This window comes from Planktothrix paucivesiculata PCC 9631 (assembly GCF_900009265.2).
GTDB lineage: Bacteria > Cyanobacteriota > Cyanobacteriia > Cyanobacteriales > Microcoleaceae > Planktothrix > Planktothrix paucivesiculata.
Window position 1 is genome coordinate 74,616 of record NZ_LR735016.1, and the last position, 15,370, is coordinate 89,985.

Sequence of the window (15,370 nt, forward strand, 5' to 3'; positions counted from 1 at the left end):
TCGTAGCCGATTTCCCCATAACCGTCGGATGATCACCCCGTCAAGGAGATTCATAAGGATGGCAGCTTATCCCGTAAACGATACCATCAGCCATAATCAGCAGCAAATTCGTACCTTAGCCAGAGCTATCACGAAAATGCAAGGGAGTTTTTCGTTGTTGCTATTGCGCTGCAATTATGAAAGTTTGCGGGAAAGAATGGTCGCCCAACTTCAGGAAGAATGTTCCCTGACCCTGCACCAATTGAAGTTAGCTCCTGGGAGTCAAACCTTATATGGTTCCATTAAAGCCGAACTAGGGCCTAATTATCCTTCGGTTTTAATGGTTTATGGGTTAGAATCCGTTGTTGCTATTGATGAAGTTTTAGAGTCTGCTAATTTGGTGAGGGAGGCTTTTCGTAATTTTCCCTTTCCTTTAGTTTTATGGATTAATGATAAATTATGGAAAAAACTCAATCGCAATGCTCCCGATTTTACCAGTTGGGCAACCACCTATGAGTTCTTACTCAGTTCCGATGAATTAATTGAATTTTTAGAAGCAAGAGTTTCATCCGTTTTTACAACGGTTTTAAACGCAGGTTCAGAACGATTTTTACCGACGGCTAGTATTTTAGGCTCAAAATCTGGAAGTGAACTTCAAGCCGCTTATGAGGATTTAAAAAAACGCGAAACCCCCATTGATCCCGTTTTAGAAGCTAAGTTAAAATGGGTTTATGGTCGCTATTTTTATACAAATCAGCAGGTGACTCTGGCTTTGCAACAATATCAACAAGCCTTGAGATTTTGGAACCAGTACCCCGCGACTCAGAAACCTATCCTTGTTAAGCCTGGAATTGTGCCGATAACAGAAGATTGTTCTAATCTTTTGTTATGGGAAGGATTAATATTATTTCATATTGGCTTATGTTGGTGTTATTTAGCTGAACAACATCGTGACTCCAATGGTGAACGGGAATGGAGACAAGCTAAAGATGCCCTGTATCAGTCTATTCAAAAGTTTGAAGCCGCCCAACGTCAAGATTTAGTAGCTAAGTTTTTAAATAAAATTGGAGAAGTTTTTATCCATTTAAAAGACTGGAAAAGTCTCGAAAAACTGGCTTTAAAAGGTCGCAAACTACATCACGAATTAGGCGATGATTTTCTAATTCCACTCGCCCAGGATTATGGATTTTTAGCTAATGTCGCTCTCCAAAACCACGACTGGCAAAATGCTCAAGAATTAGCAAATGTTGCCTTAGAAACTTTGGTTTTAGAAGCGAAGATAAATCCCGATAATCCTTGGATTGACCAGTTAAAGAGTTTCTTTTTATATATTTTAGCACAAACGTTAGAAAAGCAGGGATTAAAATGGGTTGCAATTGAACAATTAGAAGCAGCATCGGCGACGATCAAGAAGACCCTTTTAACCGTCAATTTAATTTGGTTATATCTGCAAATTTTGCAGAACTTAAACCGTCTTTATTTTGAATTAGGAGATTATCAAGAAGCCTTTAAAATTAAAGAAGAATATCGCAATCAATCGAGTGCCTATGGTTATAATGCCTTTGTGGGAGCCGGACGATTACAACCTCGCAAACAAGTCCTGACTTCCACCTTAAATCCCAGTGAAATTAATGCTAATTTTACCGATGAAATCACCGCTTCAGGACGGGAAGAAGCCATTAAACATCTATTACAAAGGATGGCGAGTAGTTATCATAAATTAACGGTTATTTATGGTCAATCTGGCGTAGGAAAAAGCTCAATTTTGAGAGCCGGATTAGTTCCCGCTTTACAACAAAAAATTATTGATGCGCGGATTAGTATTCCAATTGTGATTAAAACCTACAATTTTTTACTGCATGAATTAGAACAAAAACTATTAAACCGAGGTTTGGAAAATTCGGCCGTGACCATACCTTTAACTTTAGAAAGTGACTTGTATGGGGAAACCCAGGAAGAACCGGAAAATCAAGATCCTACTGAGATTTTAGTTAGAGTCATTGAACAACTCAAAAACAACGCCAAACAAAATTTATTGACCGTATTAATTTTTGATCAATTTGAAGAATTATTTTTTGTTGAGTCTCTAAGATTACAAAGACTATTTTTTGAGTTTTTACAAGATGCTTTAAATCTGCCGTTTGTGAAAATTGTTATTTCATTGCGGGAAGATTATTTGCATTATTTACTAGAAGGAACCCGCCAGGTTGATTTGGAAGCTATTAATAATGATATTTTAAGTAAAGACATTTTATTTTATTTGGGAAATTTCAGCAAAAAAGAAGCCCAGAACGTAATCAAGAGTTTGACCGACCGCGCCCATTTTTATTTGGAAGATCCCTTAATTGAAGCCTTGGTTCAGGATTTAGCAGGAGAAGCTGGAGAGGTTCGTCCCATTGAATTACAAGTGGTGGGGACTCAACTACAAGCCGAAAATATTACTACTTTAGAAAAGTATCATCAACAAGGCCCTAAACAAAAATTAGTTGAGCGGTTTTTAGAAGAAGTAATTCAGGATTGTGGCCCAGAAAACGAGGCAACGGCTCGTGTTGTTTTATATGCGTTAACCGATGAAAATGATACCCGCCCTTTAAAAACACGCCTGGAATTAGCTGAGGAGTTAAAACAAAAATTACATCGAGAGCAGGTGATAGGCCCGTTAGATACTATCCTTTATATTTTAGAAAAGTCTGGATTAGTCTATCGAGATATTGGGGCTACAGGAGAATTTTATCAATTGGTGCATGATTACTTGGCGGGATTTATTCGCCGACAGAATAGAAATGAACAAGAAGAAGTAATCACCAAATTGCAGCAAGAAAAAGCCCAACTCATTCAAGAGAAAGAAATGGGTCAAAAACTTTCAGAAGAACAGGAAAAACGCCACCAAGCGGAGGCCAAAAATCGCCGTTTAGAACGATACCTGGGATTGTTTATAGGGGCGGTTGTGATTGGTGTTGCCGGGATGTTCTATGTTAATGGGCAAAATGAAGTTAAAGCCAGAATTCAAGCCCTAAGTTCGGCTAAAAATGCCCTCTTATTAGCGGATCAGCAAGATCAATTAGGAATATTAAAAACCACTGTCCAAATTGGTCAAAACATCCTGAAAACAAAAGCTCCAGAAGCCACAAAAACCGAAATTGCCCATGGGTTAATGCAGATGATTTCAGGAAGTCAAGAAAAAAATCGTTTGGAGGGTCATACCGCAGGAGTTTTAGGGGTGAGTTTTAGTCCCGACGGTCAACAAATTGCCACGGTTGGGAATGATCAGAAGCTAAAAATTTGGAGTATTGATGGCAAGTTACTCACCACAGATACCCAATTTCCCCATGAAACTCGGATTAAAGCCGTTCGTTATAGTCCCGATGGGAAAATCATTGCTACCGCTACAGCAAATCCCGCGAACCCGGATCAAAATCAAGTCTTCCTCTGGACAACCACGGGAACTCGTCTTTCCCATCGTCTCATGAGACATCGGAATGTGATTAATAGTATTAATTTTAGTCCCGATGGCAAAAAAATTATCACCTCTAGTTACGATCAAACCATTAAAATATGGGGCTTAGACGGAACTTTAATTCGTGAATTTAAAGGTCATACGGATTTTGTTTTGGATGCAGAATTTAGTCCCAATGGTGAAATCATTGCCAGTTGTAGTAACGATGGAGAAATTAGATTTTGGTCAATTGATGGCCGATTAATTCGCACGATTAAAGCCCATCCTCAACCAATTTTTGCTATCGATTTCAGTCCCAATGGTAAACAACTGGTTTCCGCCAGTGGTGATCGCACCCTGAAACTCTGGAACACAGAAACTGGCAAAGAAATTAAAGTTCCGGTTAAGGGTCATAACGATAATATTTTAACGGTCAATTTTAGTCCCGATGGTCAATTTTTACTCAGTGGTAGCAGTGACCGCACAGCCAAACTCTGGAATTTGAACGGGGTATTACTCAAAACCTTTATTGGGCATCGAGACAGTATTTGGGGTGTGGAATTTAGTCCCGATGGTCAAACCTTAGTCTCCGTCAGCGCCGATACCACCGCCCGCCTCTGGGATCGGAGTCGAGATCCCTTGAATACAACCTTACAGGGTCATACCGCCGCCGTATTGAGTGTGAGTTTTAGTCCCGATGGTCAAACCTTAGCCAGTGCCAGTGCAGACAAAACCGTGAAATTATGGGGGCGGAAACCATCGTTGGAATACTCCTCAAAACCGTATTTGAGCTTACCCCATCCTAGCCTAGTCAATTGGGTAATATTTAATCCCAATGGTCAAGAAATTGCCACGGCCAGTGAGGACAAAATTCTGCGCCTTTGGACAAAACAGGGTCAGTTGTTACAATCACTGTCCGGTCATACTCAAGATATTAAAGCCGTGACCTTTAGCCCGGACGGTCAAACTTTAGCCAGCGCCAGTGCAGATAAAACCGTTAAACTGTGGAACAAACAAGGACAACTCATCACCTCCTTAGTTCATCAAGATGAAGTTTGGGATGTCCGCTTTAGCCCGGATGGTCAGATCTTGGCCACATCTGCCCATTCGCTCAAAAGTTCAATCGCACTCCCCCATAACGGGACTACCCTATGGGCTAAACAGGGCAAACAATGGCAACCCACTTTAGAATTGCCCTCGGAGAGTGCGGTGGGTAATATCGCTTTTTTAGGCAATTCTTCGCAAATCGCCGTCACTGAAGATAGAAACGTCAGGCTTTGGAAAATTCAGGGCAAAAAACCCCGTGGCTCTTGTCTATTGGGACATAATGCGGCGGTACAGGGTTTAAGCTATAATCCCCAGGAGCAAATTTTAGCAACGGTCAGTAATGATAAAAAAGTCAGACTGTGGCAGATTCAGGATAGTCTTTGGGACGAATCAAATTGTGACTCGGTTCAACCTTTAATTGTTTTACAGCAAAATGATTTTGTCAATAGTGTTAGTTTTAGTCCGGGAAATGCCAGCATTCTCGCCATTGCTAACGATAATGGAACGGTTATTCTTGGCAGTTTAGAAAATTTAGACTTAAACCGCCAAATGCAGCAGACTTGTACCTGGCTTCACAACTATCTCACCACCAACCCTACACAATTGGAGGGACACAACCAGGATTTATGTGATTATCCTCGATGAAACAGGAGGAAGGGAAAAATACAAATCAATTATCAATTATCAATTATCAATTATTTGTGAATTATTAATCAACAAAAATAGGTGAAGGTTGACTCTTAACTGACACCCCCACCTATGTTTTACCCTTAAATTTCTACATAACAGATGAAGCAGTAGAACTAATAATCTCCTGAAATTGAATCATATCCATACGGGGATCAACATGACTCACTTTCACCTCAAACTGTTCTCCAACTTCCACCGCCCGACTAAATCGCATCGGTAACTCTAAGGCTAACTCCTCTAAAAAGACTAACCCTAAATTGGCATCTTCCCGCAGCCATCGCAACATTGTAGCTTGCCAAATTTCATCGCTATTCCGGCGCAAAAATTCCAAACTCCAATAACGATTTGTTTCCCGTTCTACTTTGGATGCTTCCTTCACCGCCGGCCCTAAACTCATCACAATAGCCTGCATATCTTCTACGGCAAAAGGCAGGGTTTCACCTCGCAGATGGGCTTTAATTTGAAAATGAGCCAATAAATCACTATAACGACGAATTGGCGATGTCACCTGAATATAAGTTTCCAGTGCCAAACTCGCATGGCGCGAAGGAGTCAAACCCACCTCACTCCGAGGCATATAACGCCGCATCGTACAAGCTCTGACTGCCCCCGGTGGTAGTTGCATCAACTCCTCCTCCGGCGGTAACTCCGGTTGGGGTTGACTGCGATAGGGTAACGGTAAATTATGGGTTTGACCATAACGAGCCGCCACTTCCCCAGTTAAAATCATCATTTCCGCCACCATCTGGCGAGAAGGAGAATCCTCTAAAACCGTAATACTGATTTCTTCCCCATTCACCTTAATCAGCGACTCGGGCATATAAATACTAATCGCCCCATTGGCATTTCGCCATTCCTTACGACGTTTTGCCCACATCGATAAAGCATCAATTTCTGGTTCTGCCTGGATGCCAATTTGCAACATCTCATCCACATCATCGTAGGTGAGGCGATAGGTCGGTTTAATATTACTGACATGAATACTATAATCCTGTACCCCACCCGTTTCATCCAGAATTACACCAAAACTCAAAGCACAACAGACTTGGCCTTGAATTAGACTCATTGGCCCGGTTGCCAATTCCGAGGGGAACATCGGAACCATTCCGGTAGGGAGATAAACCGTTGTTGTCCGGCGACGAGCTTCTAAGTCTAGTTCATCTCCAGGAGAAAGCAAACGAGTTGGATCAGCAATATGAATCCAAATCCGTCGTCGTCCATCCCCCAACATCTCTAAACTCAAACCATCATCAATCTCACGGGTACTCTCATCATCAATCGTATAGACCTTAAGATGAGTCAGATCTAAGCGATCCGAATCAGGATCAGGCGGGGGAGAATCTAAGCAACGTCGAGCCACTTCAAGCACTTGAGTTGAGAATTGGGTAGGAATTTGACTTCGACGTAGGGAGAGGTTTTCATGCAGACCCCATATCCCTAAGTCTACTAACAATTGCAAGGCAGCTTGGGGCGTTTGAGAACGTTCCAAGGTTGCCAAAGTTTCTAAAGCAGGTGCAACATGGGAAGCTTCTTCTCCATACAGCGCCAAACGCTCTAACGCATCCAAACGGCTACGATCACTATTTTGCCATTCTACCACGACCCCCGCTAGTCTCTTTTCCACCCGCCGCCAATATTCTTGAACGTCCCGTTGCTTTTGCTCCTCAACGTCCTGTTGATGTTTGATTTCCGCAACTTGGCCAGGAGAGCGAGGTTCGTAGCGTTCACCCTTCTGTTTGAAGTAGAGTTTATCATTCGACAACAGCACATAACTGGCATAACACTGAGGCGGACTCTGCTCAGAAAATAAAAGCAGAGCCATTCCTTTCGGGTCTACGGTTTCTCCTTGCTCCACTAAAATTTCCCAAGCCACCTCCAAACTTGACGGATCAAGATAAGGCTGCAATTCTTTAGTAAACGCCCGGATATCCGCAGGTTTGTATGTAGCCCCCGTTACCTCATAAGCAATTTGCCGCGGGTGAATCGTATGAGCTAGGAGGTTTTCATCAATAACGACCCAGTGCTTTTTACCTTCAGGTCGATCCGTAACGGCGAGACGACGCTCCCCGTTTAATCTAAGCTCAATCAGAGTACCCTTTTCCACAGATAAAATTAGCCTTCCTTATTGACAAAAGGCAACATCGCTAGAATTCTAGCCCGTTTGATCGCTTGGGTTAGATCTCGCTGCTGTTTGCAGGTGAGTCCGGTAATTCGACGGGGTAGAATTTTACCACGTTCTGTAACAAATTTCCGCAACAGTTCGATATCTTTATAATCGATGGGAGTTCCGGGTTTGATCGGAGAAACTTGGCGACGGAAGTAGGTCATGCTGAAATCGATCCTCTATAAATTGTTAAACTTGATTTAAGGGTTGCCTTCAGTGTTCAGGGAATGGACACTTCTGCTGGCAATTACTTAATTTCTTTGTGAACCGTATGTTTGTTGCAGTGGCGACAAAACTTTTTAAGTTCTAAACGTCCTGTCGTGTTCCGGCGGTTTTTGGTTGTGGTATACCGAGAAACCCCCTGAGAGCGTTTATCAGTATTTGTACGGCACTCCGTACATTCGACAGTAATAACGAGGCGAACACCTTTAGCCATAATCGTAAACAGTTGTGATTATTTAAGCACAAATATTTATTATTTCATCTCTCGTTTCACTTTGTCAATCAAATGGCGAATTTTAACATCCAGAGAATAACCGCGTCTGCTCCCAATCACAATAGTTTGTCCAATTCGGTCATGAACAGTTTGGGGATGACGACTGGTATCAAATAGCACGGCTCCACAGTCCAATACAATTGGAAGCATTAATAATAAAATCCCGGCATTTCCTGCGGTTAAACTTCCTAAACTCAGGAGCAACAGAAAAGCACCTATTCCTATAAACGTCTCTCGTTTTAGCAGTTCTAAAAGCCGAGGAGTTCGGTTCCGTTGGGAATCAACCACTCGAATATCAAAGGCCCATCGTCCGAAACTCTGTCCTTGGTTCTTAGATACCACCACAACACGGCAGGTCAACCAACCGATCATAAATAAGAAAAATAGAGTCACCCCCTGAGCCCCGATAGATGAACAAAGTAATCCAATCAGACAGAAATCCACCCCTAATGCGGCACAACGCCGCCAGGTGGGAACTTTATGATCAGGTAAAGCGACTAAATCAGGACTCATAGGCAGTTGAATTTTTGAACATACTCAGGACTTACGCAGTGACGCTATATGTAGCGTACTAAGGAGTTAGCGATCGCTGGCCCAAAAGAAATCTCGAAACGGATAATAATGAATGTTAAAATGGCATCAGAATTCATGCCTAAAAATATGAGCATTAATTATCTAGACTATTGCCAATATCTCCTGAGTAGCCAAATCAACTATACTCTAACTAACTTTGCTGCACATATTCAAGAGTTTAGCCATGATACAATTAATCGTTACTTGAATTCAGAAAACTTAACACCCGAAGTGATTTGGGAAAAAGTGCATTCAGAACTTCAGAGCCATCCGGAAGCTTGTTTGGTTTTTGATGATACGGTACTCGATAAAAGATTTTCCTCAAAAATTGAACTTGTCCGCCGTCAATATATATGCAGCGCAAAAGTTAATGGCTTTGATTGATAATTTAGGGAAAATTTATTATGTTCCGCTCAAAAAAAACCGGCTGGTTGATGATACAGGAGGTCAAAAAAAATATCAGCCTATTGAACAGTTAATGTGGTCTGAAATTGAAGAAAAACAGGGAAAGCTAATCAAAATAAATAAATTCCCCTCATATAAAAAGGTCAAACTATTTCGGGTGACTGTTTCTGCCAACAGAACGGAATATGTAGCTACAAATGATTTAAATCAGTCTTCAATAGATGAGGTCATATCTGAATGTAAACTGCGATGGAAAATTGAGGAATTCCACCGAGAAATTAAACAATTAACCGGGATAGAATCTTGTCAATGCCGTAAAGCGAGTGTTCAAAAAAACCACATTGCTTGCGCTTTATTAGTTTGGGTTTTTCTGACTCGTATGGCTAAGAAAGTTTCTCAAACTGTCTATCAGTTAAAAGCTGGTTTATTAGCAGATTACCTGAGCCAAGAGCTTAAACATCCCTCTCTAAAACTTTCTTTTATTTAGTTTACTCATCAGTTCAAACACAGATTGATTCTCTTTATTATCAGCGCGATGCCGACAGATGGCGGCATCACCATCGCGTAGCGTGCCGGACGCATATTGCCCTTCTGTTTGAATAATGCGCTATATATAGCGTCCTTGCGTAAGTCCTGTTATCTTAAATTCAGCTAAACCTCCACACCAGATTTTAAAACCAGTTTTAAACTCCAAGGGTTAACTATTTCCCCTTACCCGGCTTTCTGTGATCCATATCACAAAAAAAGATAGAATTGATCATAATCCTTCCCCGATGAGTATCACTGAAATTTATCAGAGCTTTTGTCAGAATTAGATGAGAATCAAGTAAACCCAAAACTGATCAAAGCAATATTCTGAGTTTTAAGATAAAAATTTATCAACCCCTCGCCTTACCTCAATATAACCATGATAAAACCAAACCGGACTAAAACTATCATCCCCGATCCCGAAGAATGGATCACAGAGCATCATGTGTTAGCAAGTTTTGCCGAGACTCTAAGTACCTTAAAACAACTTTTGGGCGATGAACAAACCCAGGTGGATCATAAAATTTCCTATACCCACGAAGGAGAACTAATCCTGGGAACTGCAACCCGAAATCTGTTAAAAGAAAGCTATGGTGATGACCATTGGCAATATGTCGAAAATTACTTCTCAGTCTGCGAATACTAAATATTAAGTAAACGAATCCGATTATCTTTCCTGGTCAATACAAAAGGACAGATTGATTGTTATGGTTATTATCAATAATACTATTTTATCAAACTTTAAGTTATTTACTTTTTGTTCTAATTGATAGATAATATAGAAGCTAAACCGTAATTATATTAAATTAATATGTGTCGTCTCTTAGGCTATCAAGGCTTACCAATTCAACTTGATAAAATTTTATTTCAACCCGAACATTCTCTAGTTGTTCAAAGCTATCAACCGCGTGAAATGGCAGAAGCGCTTTTAAATGCCGATGGTTTTGGTTTGGGATGGTATCACCCACAACAGGAAACAGAACCCTTTATCTATCGAAATATACAACCAATCTGGAGTGATATTAATTTACCTTATTTAAGTCGTTATATTGAATCAGGTCAAATTCTAGCTTATGTTCGTAGTGCTACGCCCGGTCAAGGAGTTAATTATAATAACTGTCAACCCTTTCGCTTTGAGAATTTATTATTGATTCATAATGGTTATATTCAAAATTTCCGTCACAGCCTTTATCGATTAATTCGTAACCGTTTGTCTGATAAAATTTACCAATTTATTGATGGGACAACGGACTCCGAACATATTTTTGCCCTATTTTTAAATGAGTTATACTCCGACCCCACCCTCAACTTAGCAGCAGCCCTCAAAAACACCTTAAAAATTGTTGCTGAATTAATAGGAAGCACTGGCATAAAAGCCCTAATTAATATCATCATTACTGACGGTCATCAAATGGTAGCCTCCCGTTTTGCATTGGGAACTATTCCACCCACATTATATTGGCTACAAAATCACCCAAATTTTCCCCAAGCTGTGATTATTGCATCCGAACCCCTATTTCCGGCACAATGGAATACTTGTCCAGAACAAAGTATTGTTACTATAGGAGAAAACCTTGAGATCAACATCGAAAAACTCTCTTAAAGAAAGTCTTAAACAATCTTTTAATCAATGTCGTCAAGGAACACTGAAATTTTTTGAAAATATTGATGATGTCACCTTTCGCGCCCAACCCCATCCCGACTTTAGCCCTATTGGTTGGCATCTGGGACATATTGCTTACACGGAAGCCTATTGGTTATTAGAAAAATGTGCCGGATTTGCACCCCTATTTCCTGAGTATGATCAACTATTTAATGCGAATGGATTACCCAAAGCAGAACGGGTTAATTTGCCACCTTTGGAAGTAATTTATCATTATTTAGCAACCGTTCGTTCCCAGGTCAACCAATATTTAGAAAATGCTCCCTTAGAAAAACAACAGCGTCTCTGGAAGTTTCTCTTACAACATGAAAGTCAACATAGCGAAACTATTGTTTTTGTTTTGCAGCTACAAAAGTTAATCACACGGAATCAATCAACTCATCCTCATCCCAACTTAACCCCCCCCATATCTGAACTCAGTCCATCTCCGACAATGATTCAGATTCCCGCCGGGGAGTTTACCATGGGGAGCAACGCCATAGACGCCTTAGATAATGAAAAACCCGCCCATCAGCACTATTTAGACACTTATTCTATAGGGCGTTACCCCGTTACCTGTGGACAATACCGAGAATTTATCCAAGCCCAGGGTTATCAAAATCCTCAATGGTGGTCAACTCAAGGTTGGCAATGGTTACAACAAAAACCAGTTAACCAACCCCTCTATTGGTCGAATGAATCTATATATAATCACCATCCTGTTTGTGGGGTGAGTTGGTATGAAGCCCAAGCCTATTGTAACTTCGTGGGCCAGCGATTACCCACCGAGGCAGAATGGGAAAAAGCAGCCTCTTGGAATTCCTCTACTCAAACCCAACATTTCTATCCTTGGGGCGAAGCAGAACCCAGTCCAGAATTATCTAATTGTGATCAAGTCCAACTATGCACCACCCCAGTCAATTTCTATCCCGATAGTGTCAGTCCCTACGGTTTATACGACACCCTAGGTAACGTTTGGGAGTGGACAGCCAGTTGGTTTAACCGCTACGAAGGATTTCAGCCCTATCCCTACACAGGATATTCACAAATTTACTTTGATGGTCAACACCAAGTTCTCAAAGGTGGAAGTTGCGGAACCCGCTCCTGGGCTATGCGGTCTAGCTTCCGCAATTGGTATCACCCCCATGTCCGACAAATTTTTGCTGGATTTCGTTGTGCGTCCAATTAATGTTCCAGACCCACCCAACCGAAATTGGCTAGAAAGGCGATTTTGATTAGGAAAAAAATTTTTTTGGCAAAAAGCTTGACAAAGCTGGCGAGGTTAGATACATTGGTAAATGCGCTCGAGAAACGAAAGCAACGAGAGCGCGCCGAACCTAGAAAAAAGAATACGTTTGAAAGTCGAATTTACAAACTCCTAGTCAAAAAACTAAACGAGGAGTCAACTGTAAAGTTGATGACTCAAAAAATAACATGACTAATTAAATTAGTCAAGAGAAGAGCTAACAGATTCTTCAAAATGGAGAGTTTGATCCTGGCTCAGGATGAACGCTGGCGGTCTGCTTAACACATGCAAGTCGAACGGAATCCTTCGGGATTTAGTGGCGGACGGGTGAGTAACACGTAAGAACCTGCCTCTAGGACGGGGACAACAGTTGGAAACGACTGCTAAACCCGGATGAGCCGAAAGGTAAAAGATTTATCGCCTAGAGAGGGGCTTGCGTCTGATTAGCTAGTTGGTAAGGTAAAGGCTTACCAAGGCGACGATCAGTAGCTGGTCTGAGAGGATGATCAGCCACACTGGGACTGAGACACGGCCCAGACTCCTACGGGAGGCAGCAGTGGGGAATTTTCCGCAATGGGCGAAAGCCTGACGGAGCAAGACCGCGTGGGGGAGGAAGGTTCTTGGATTGTCAACCCCTTTTCTCAGGGAAGAACAAAATGACGGTACCTGAGGAAAAAGCATCGGCTAACTCCGTGCCAGCAGCCGCGGTAATACGGGGGATGCAAGCGTTATCCGGAATGATTGGGCGTAAAGAGTCCGTAGGTAGTCATTCAAGTCTGCTGTTAAAGAGCGAGGCTTAACTTCGTAAAGGCAGTGGAAACTGGAAGACTAGAGTGTAGTAGGGGCAGAGGGAATTCCTGGTGTAGCGGTGAAATGCGTAGAGATCAGGAAGAACACCGGTGGCGAAGGCGCTCTGCTGGGCTATAACTGACACTGAGGGACGAAAGCTAGGGGAGCGAATGGGATTAGATACCCCAGTAGTCCTAGCGGTAAACGATGGAAACTAGGTGTGGCCTGTATCGACCCGGGCCGTGCCGAAGCTAACGCGTTAAGTTTCCCGCCTGGGGAGTACGCACGCAAGTGTGAAACTCAAAGGAATTGACGGGGGCCCGCACAAGCGGTGGAGTATGTGGTTTAATTCGATGCAACGCGAAGAACCTTACCAGGACTTGACATCTCTGGAATCCTGCTGAAAGGTGGGAGTGCCGTAAGGAACCAGAAGACAGGTGCTGCATGGCTGTCGTCAGCTCGTGTCGTGAGATGTTGGGTTAAGTCCCGCAACGAGCGCAACCCTCGTCGTTAGTTGCCATCATTAAGTTGGGAACTCTAGCGAGACTGCCGGTGACAAACCGGAGGAAGGTGAGGATGACGTCAAGTCAGCATGGCCCTTACGTCCTGGGCGACACACGTACTACAATGCGAGGGACAGAGAGCAGCCAACCCGCGAGGGAGAGCGAACCTCTTAAACCCTGGCACAGTTCAGATTGCAGGCTGCAACTCGCCTGCATGAAGGAGGAATCGCTAGTAATCGCAGGTCAGCATACTGCGGTGAATCCGTTCCCGGGCCTTGTACACACCGCCCGTCACACCATGGAAGTGAGCCACGCCCGAAGTCATTACTCTAACCCGCAAGGGGGGAGGGTGCCGAAGGCGGGGTTGATGACTGGGGTGAAGTCGTAACAAGGTAGCCGTACCGGAAGGTGTGGCTGGATCACCTCCTTTTAGGGAGACCTACTTTTGAGTCGAGTGCCCAATCCAAAAATACAGCACCCTCAAAAGTCATCCCAGGTCGTGCTAGGAAAAAAGAGACTTTCAAACGTATCTCAAGTTCGGAAAAAGGGCTATTAGCTCAGGTGGTTAGAGCGCACCCCTGATAAGGGTGAGGTCCCTGGTTCAAGTCCAGGATGGCCCACCTAAAAAATGTGGGGGTATAGCTCAGTTGGTAGAGCGCTGCCTTTGCAAGGCAGATGTCAGCGGTTCGAGTCCGCTTACCTCCACTGAAAATATTCCTAGAACCAATCAGCACTACAGCTTTCCGAGAAGAAAGAGTAAATGCTGGGAAAAGTTCCAGCCAGAACCTTGAAAACTGCATAGAAGAATCAAAAGGGATCAAGAATGAAACCAGAACCGGGAATAATAAACCCGGAAAAGTTCTGGTGTTCAGGAGTTCGGAAACGAACAGAAATTCTCGAAAAAAGAGAAAGTGGTCAAGATAGAAAGGGCTGACGGTGGAAACCTTGGCACACAGAGGCGAAGAAGGACGTGGCGACCGACGATAAACTCCGGGGAGCTGGAAGCGAGCGACGAGCCGGAGGTGTCCGAATGGGGCAACCCAAAAACAGCCCACTGAATCAAATAGGTGGGCATGAGCGAACCGGGCGAACTGAAACATCTTAGTAGCCCGAGGAAAAGAAAGCAAAAGCGATTTCCCGAGTAGTGGTGAGCGAAAGGGAAACAGCCTAAACCAGTCGGTTTACCGATTGGGGTAGTGGGACAGCGACACTGGACTTAGAGAGTTAGACAAAGCAGATGAAACCTGCACCAGAGAAGGTGAAAGTCCTGTAGTCGAAAACTCAAAGAGCCTAGCTGAATCCCGAGTAGCACGGAGCCCGTGAAAGTCCGTGTGAATCCGCCTCGACCACGAGGTAAGGCTAAATACTCCTGTGTGACCGATAGAGAAACAGTACCGTGAGGGAAAGGTGAAAAGAACCCCGGAAGGGGAGTGAAATAGAACCTGAAACCGTCAGCTTACAAGCAGTGGGAGTCCGATTTAACGGATGACCGCGTGCCTGTTGAAGCATGAGCCGGCGAGTTAAAGGCAATGGCAGGTTAAGACAGAAAATGTCGCAGCCCAAGCGAAAGCGAGTCTGAAGAGGGCGAAGTCGTCATTGTTTTTAGACCCGAACCCGGGTGATCTAACCATGTCCAGGATGAAGCTTGGGTAAAACCAATTGAAGGTCCGAACCGACCGATGTTGAAAAATCGGCGGATGAGGTGTGGTTAGGGGTGAAATGCCAATCGAACCCGGAGCTAGCTGGTTCTCCCCGAAATGTGTTGAGGCACAGCGGTTGCGGAAAAATCTGGGGGGTAAAGCACTGTTTCGGTGCGGGCTGCGAGAGCGGTACCAAATCGAGACAAACTCTGAATACCCAGAGGAAGAGCAA

8 protein-coding genes, 2 tRNA genes, 2 rRNA genes and 1 pseudogene (1 of these 13 running past the window's edge) are annotated in these 15,370 nt (G+C 43.2%); 9 read left to right on the forward strand and 4 right to left on the reverse strand.

Going from position 1 to position 15,370, the window contains the following annotated elements:
• Window positions 1-58 precede the first annotated feature (58 nt).
• The gene (locus tag PL9631_RS13385) at window positions 59-5,107 is read left to right on the forward strand and encodes an nSTAND1 domain-containing NTPase (RefSeq protein WP_197046368.1); all 5,049 of its coding nucleotides are present in this window, start codon (window positions 59-61) and stop codon (window positions 5,105-5,107) included.
• A 133-nt stretch (window positions 5,108-5,240) separates the two neighbouring features.
• Here the strand turns inward: PL9631_RS13385 and PL9631_RS13390 are convergent, their stop codons facing one another.
• From PL9631_RS13390 to PL9631_RS13405, 4 genes are all read right to left on the reverse strand, one after another.
• Window positions 5,241-7,256 carry a ribonuclease catalytic domain-containing protein gene (locus PL9631_RS13390; RefSeq protein ID WP_083621052.1) on the reverse strand — a complete coding sequence of 672 codons (2,016 nt, stop codon included), beginning with the start codon at window positions 7,254-7,256 and terminating at the stop codon, window positions 5,241-5,243.
• An 8-nt stretch (window positions 7,257-7,264) separates the two neighbouring features.
• Window positions 7,265-7,480 carry a 30S ribosomal protein S18 gene (rpsR, locus tag PL9631_RS13395; protein WP_026788747.1) on the reverse strand — a complete coding sequence of 72 codons (216 nt, stop codon included), beginning with the start codon at window positions 7,478-7,480 and terminating at the stop codon, window positions 7,265-7,267.
• Between the two features lie 83 nt (window positions 7,481-7,563).
• A complete protein-coding gene (gene rpmG, locus PL9631_RS13400; RefSeq protein WP_071782501.1) occupies window positions 7,564-7,752 on the reverse strand; it encodes a 50S ribosomal protein L33 in 189 nt (62 codons plus the stop codon).
• 39 nt (window positions 7,753-7,791) lie between these two features.
• The gene (locus PL9631_RS13405) at window positions 7,792-8,325 is read right to left on the reverse strand and encodes an RDD family protein (RefSeq protein ID WP_083621053.1); all 534 of its coding nucleotides are present in this window, start codon (window positions 8,323-8,325) and stop codon (window positions 7,792-7,794) included.
• A 147-nt stretch (window positions 8,326-8,472) separates the two neighbouring features.
• Between PL9631_RS13405 and PL9631_RS13410 the strand changes: the two are divergent.
• The 8 genes and pseudogenes from PL9631_RS13410 to PL9631_RS13445 all read left to right on the forward strand — a co-directional run.
• Window positions 8,473-9,277: pseudogene (locus PL9631_RS13410) on the forward strand (transposase).
• Window positions 9,278-9,697: 420 nt separating this feature from the next.
• Window positions 9,698-9,964, forward strand: a complete 267-nt coding sequence (locus tag PL9631_RS13415) for a hypothetical protein (RefSeq protein WP_083621054.1) — start codon at window positions 9,698-9,700, stop codon at window positions 9,962-9,964.
• 165 nt (window positions 9,965-10,129) lie between these two features.
• On the forward strand, window positions 10,130-10,921 hold the full coding sequence (gene egtC, locus PL9631_RS13420) for an ergothioneine biosynthesis protein EgtC (protein WP_083621056.1): 792 nt from the start codon (window positions 10,130-10,132) through the stop codon (window positions 10,919-10,921).
• Window positions 10,893-12,149 carry an ergothioneine biosynthesis protein EgtB gene (egtB, locus tag PL9631_RS13425; protein ID WP_083621057.1) on the forward strand — a complete coding sequence of 419 codons (1,257 nt, stop codon included), beginning with the start codon at window positions 10,893-10,895 and terminating at the stop codon, window positions 12,147-12,149. Before egtC ends, egtB begins: the two co-directional genes overlap by 29 nt.
• 288 nt (window positions 12,150-12,437) lie before the next feature.
• Window positions 12,438-13,928 (forward strand): 16S ribosomal RNA (locus PL9631_RS13430).
• Window positions 13,929-14,044: 116 nt separating this feature from the next.
• Window positions 14,045-14,118: transfer RNA gene (locus PL9631_RS13435), tRNA-Ile, on the forward strand.
• Window positions 14,119-14,130: 12 nt separating this feature from the next.
• Window positions 14,131-14,203, forward strand: a tRNA-Ala gene (locus PL9631_RS13440).
• Window positions 14,204-14,411: 208 nt separating this feature from the next.
• Window positions 14,412-15,370: ribosomal RNA gene (locus tag PL9631_RS13445) — 23S ribosomal RNA — on the forward strand (it continues 1,928 nt past the right edge of the window).
• Together the 16S and 23S rRNA genes with 2 tRNA genes alongside form the textbook arrangement of a ribosomal RNA operon.